This window comes from Parafannyhessea sp., from assembly GCF_051876455.1.
Classification (GTDB): domain Bacteria; phylum Actinomycetota; class Coriobacteriia; order Coriobacteriales; family Atopobiaceae; genus Parafannyhessea.
This window is the reverse complement of record NZ_JBJEHW010000111.1, coordinates 1-2,932: the sequence shown is the minus strand read 5'-3', so window position 1 is coordinate 2,932 and position 2,932 is coordinate 1. Positions and strand designations below refer to the sequence as shown.

1 protein-coding gene and 1 pseudogene are annotated in these 2,932 nt (G+C 67.6%); one reads left to right on the top strand and one right to left on the bottom strand.

All coding sequences use genetic code 11. The features are described 5' to 3' along the window. Window positions 1-915 (top strand): proline iminopeptidase (gene pepI / locus ACI38Z_RS05085; protein WP_439789107.1); only part of this gene is annotated, 915 nt, incomplete at its 5' end. A 25-nt stretch (window positions 916-940) separates the two neighbouring features. Here the strand turns inward: pepI and glgB are convergent. Beyond that, window positions 941-2,767: pseudogene (gene glgB, locus ACI38Z_RS05080) on the bottom strand (1,4-alpha-glucan branching protein GlgB); the annotation flags it as partial. Between the last annotated feature and the right edge of the window lie 165 nt (window positions 2,768-2,932).

Here is a 2,932-nt window from a genome sequence, read left to right as displayed (position 1 = left end):
CAGCAGGGCGCCGCAGGCGTCCCCGTGACCGAGGGCTACATGCCCTTTGGCGAGTATCGCACGTACTACCGCATAGCTGGCGACGTACAGAAGGGCCTGGCCAACGGCAAGGCGCCGCTCCTCTGCCTGCACGGAGGCCCCGGCTCCACGCACAACTACATGGAGCTGCTCGACCCGCTCGCCACGGACGGCCGCGCCGTGATCAGCTACGACCAGCTGGGCTGCGGCAACTCCTACGTGGAGGGCCACCCGGAGCTATGGCGCGCGGACACGTGGGTGAGGGAGCTCGCCGCGCTTGTGGACTACCTGGGGCTTTCTCGCTTCCACCTGCTGGGACAGTCGTGGGGCGGCATGCTCGAGATCACGTACCTGGTCGACCGCCAGCCCGCGGGCGTGCTTTCCGCCACGCTCAGCAGCACGCTACCGTCCTCCCAGCTCTGGGGCCGGGAGCAGCACCGCATGGCACGGATGCTTCCCGAGGACGAGCGCCGCGCCCTTCTCGACGCGGAGGCATCGGGCGACTTTTCCGGTGAGGCGTACCAGCACGCCATCGACCACTACATGGAGCTCCATTGCGCGGACCTGCACTACGGGCCGGACGCGCCCGAGTGCCTGCGCCGCCCGAAGCGCTCCGGCACGGAGTCCTACCTCGTGGCGTGGGGCCCCAACGAGCTCATGCCGCAAGGCACCCTAAAGGACTGGGACTACACCGACCGCCTGGGCCAGATCCACGTGCCCACGCTCGTGGTGAGCGGCACGGACGACCTCTGCACGCCGCTGATCGCGAAGACCATGTACGACGGCATCCCCGGCGCCCGCTGGGAGCTGTTCGAGGGCTGCCGCCACATGTGCTACGCGGACGATACCCCTCGCTACCTGCGCATGATGCGTGACTGGCTGGCCGCCAACGACTAGCGGCGGGCGGTTGCGGACTGCGGCGCTACTCCACCCGCAGCAGCACGCTCGCAAACGGCGGCAGCGTGCAGGTGAGGACGTGCGTCGCGGGGTCGAGCTCGATCTTCTCGTCCCCCTTGGGCGTGGTACCGGAGTACTCGTCCCAGTCGCTGTCGAGAAGGACCTCCGCCTTGGTCGCGGCGGGCACCGTGACCTCGTAGTCCTCCTGCGTGGCGCCGGAGAGGTTCAGCACGCACACGAGCCGCTCGCCGGCGCCGCCCGCGCCCGGCGCCGCGGACCTGCGCTCTATCGCGTAGCTGCAGCGCTCCGTGCTGGCAACGTCCAGCCACTGGAAGCCGTGCTCCTCGTAGTCCTCCTGCCACAGGGCGGGGTGGTCCAGGTAGGCGTGGTTGAGGTCGCGGCAGTAGTGGTAGAACGCGTCGTGCTGCGGGAACTTGCGCATGAACCAGTCCTGCTCGCGCTTCTCGTCCCACTCGCGGAGCTGCGCCACCTCGCTCCCCATGAAGTTCAGCTTCTTGCCGGGGTGCACCATCATGTACATATAGAGCGAGCGCGCCTGCGGGAACTTCTTGTCGTGGTCGCCCCACATCTTCTGGGCGATGGTCGCCTTGCCGTGCACCACCTCGTCGTGGCTGAGCGGCAGCAGGTAGCGCTCGTTGTGGTAGTACATCATGCTGAAGCTGAGCTTGTGGTAGTTGCCGCTGCGGAAGTAAGGGTCGGTCTGGAAGTACGAGAGCGTGTCGTGCATCCAGCCCATGTCCCACTTGTAGTCAAAGCCCAGGCCGCCCTCCTCAACCGCGCGCGTGGTGCCGTCAAAGTCCGTGGAGTCCTCCGCCACCGTGAACGTGCCGGGGTTGAGCGACTTGACGCCGGAGTTGAGGCGGCGTATGAACTGCACGTTCTCGTTGTTGATGCCGCGGGACTCGTCGCCCTGCCAGTAGATGATGCGGCTGATGGCGTCCATGCGCACGGCGTCAAAGTGGTAGCAGCCCAGCCAGAAGTTGACGGAGCTCTGCATGAAGCTGCAGGACTCGCCGCGGCTGTACATGAAGTTGTGGCTGCCCCACTCGCTCACGCCCACGGCCTCGTTGGGGTACTCGAAGAGCGGCGTGCCGTCGTAGTTGGCAAGGCCCCACGGGTCCGTGGCAAAGTGCACGGGCACCACGTCCAGGATCACGCCGATGCCGGCCTGGTGCAGCGTGTCGACCAGGCGCATGAGCTGCTGCGGCGTGCCGTAGCGGCTGGTGGGGCTGAAGAACCCCGTGGGCTGGTAGCCCCACGACCCGTCAAACGGGTACTCGCACAGGGGCATGAACTCCACGTAGTTGTAGCCCGTCTCCTTTAGGTACTCTGCCAGCGGCTCGGCCAGCTCCTCGTAGCTGTACCAGTCCGCCGGGTCGTCCGTCTGCTGGTCGCCGGCGCGGTTGCGCCAGGAGCCCAGGTGCATCTCGTAGATGTTCATCGGGCGGTCCGCCTGGTTGGCGTCCGCCTTGCGCGCGCCCATCCACGCGGCGTCGCCCCACTGGTACGTGAGGTCGCACACGATGGAGCGGTGGTCGGGCCGCAGCTCTGAGGCAAAGGCGTACGGGTCCGCGTGGTCCACGTAGCTGCCCGCGTGCCAGATGCGGTACTCGTAGTGGTCGCCCACCTGGGCGTCCGGCACCTGGGCCTCCCAGAAGTTGCCGTCCTGCACGCGCTGCATCGGCACCTCTCGGCCGTCGAGCAGCAGGGTGATCCCGTCTGCCGCGGGGGCGAAGGTGCGAAAGACCACGCCCCCCTGTGCCGGACGCGCCCCCAGGTAGTCCTGTGCATAGAACTCGGTACCGCGATAGAAGTTCTGGATGTCCATGCTGCTCCTTTGCTCGGTCTGCCTGGGGTCATGCGTCGCGCCCGCGCGGGGCGCGTGTGTTGCCGGGGGTGCGCCCGCGGGGGTGTGCCCTTACGAGAAGAGCGTGTCGCCGGGGTCGCGCACGCTCACGGGGATGGTGGGCACGCGCGTGGCCGGCTTGGTGTTGCC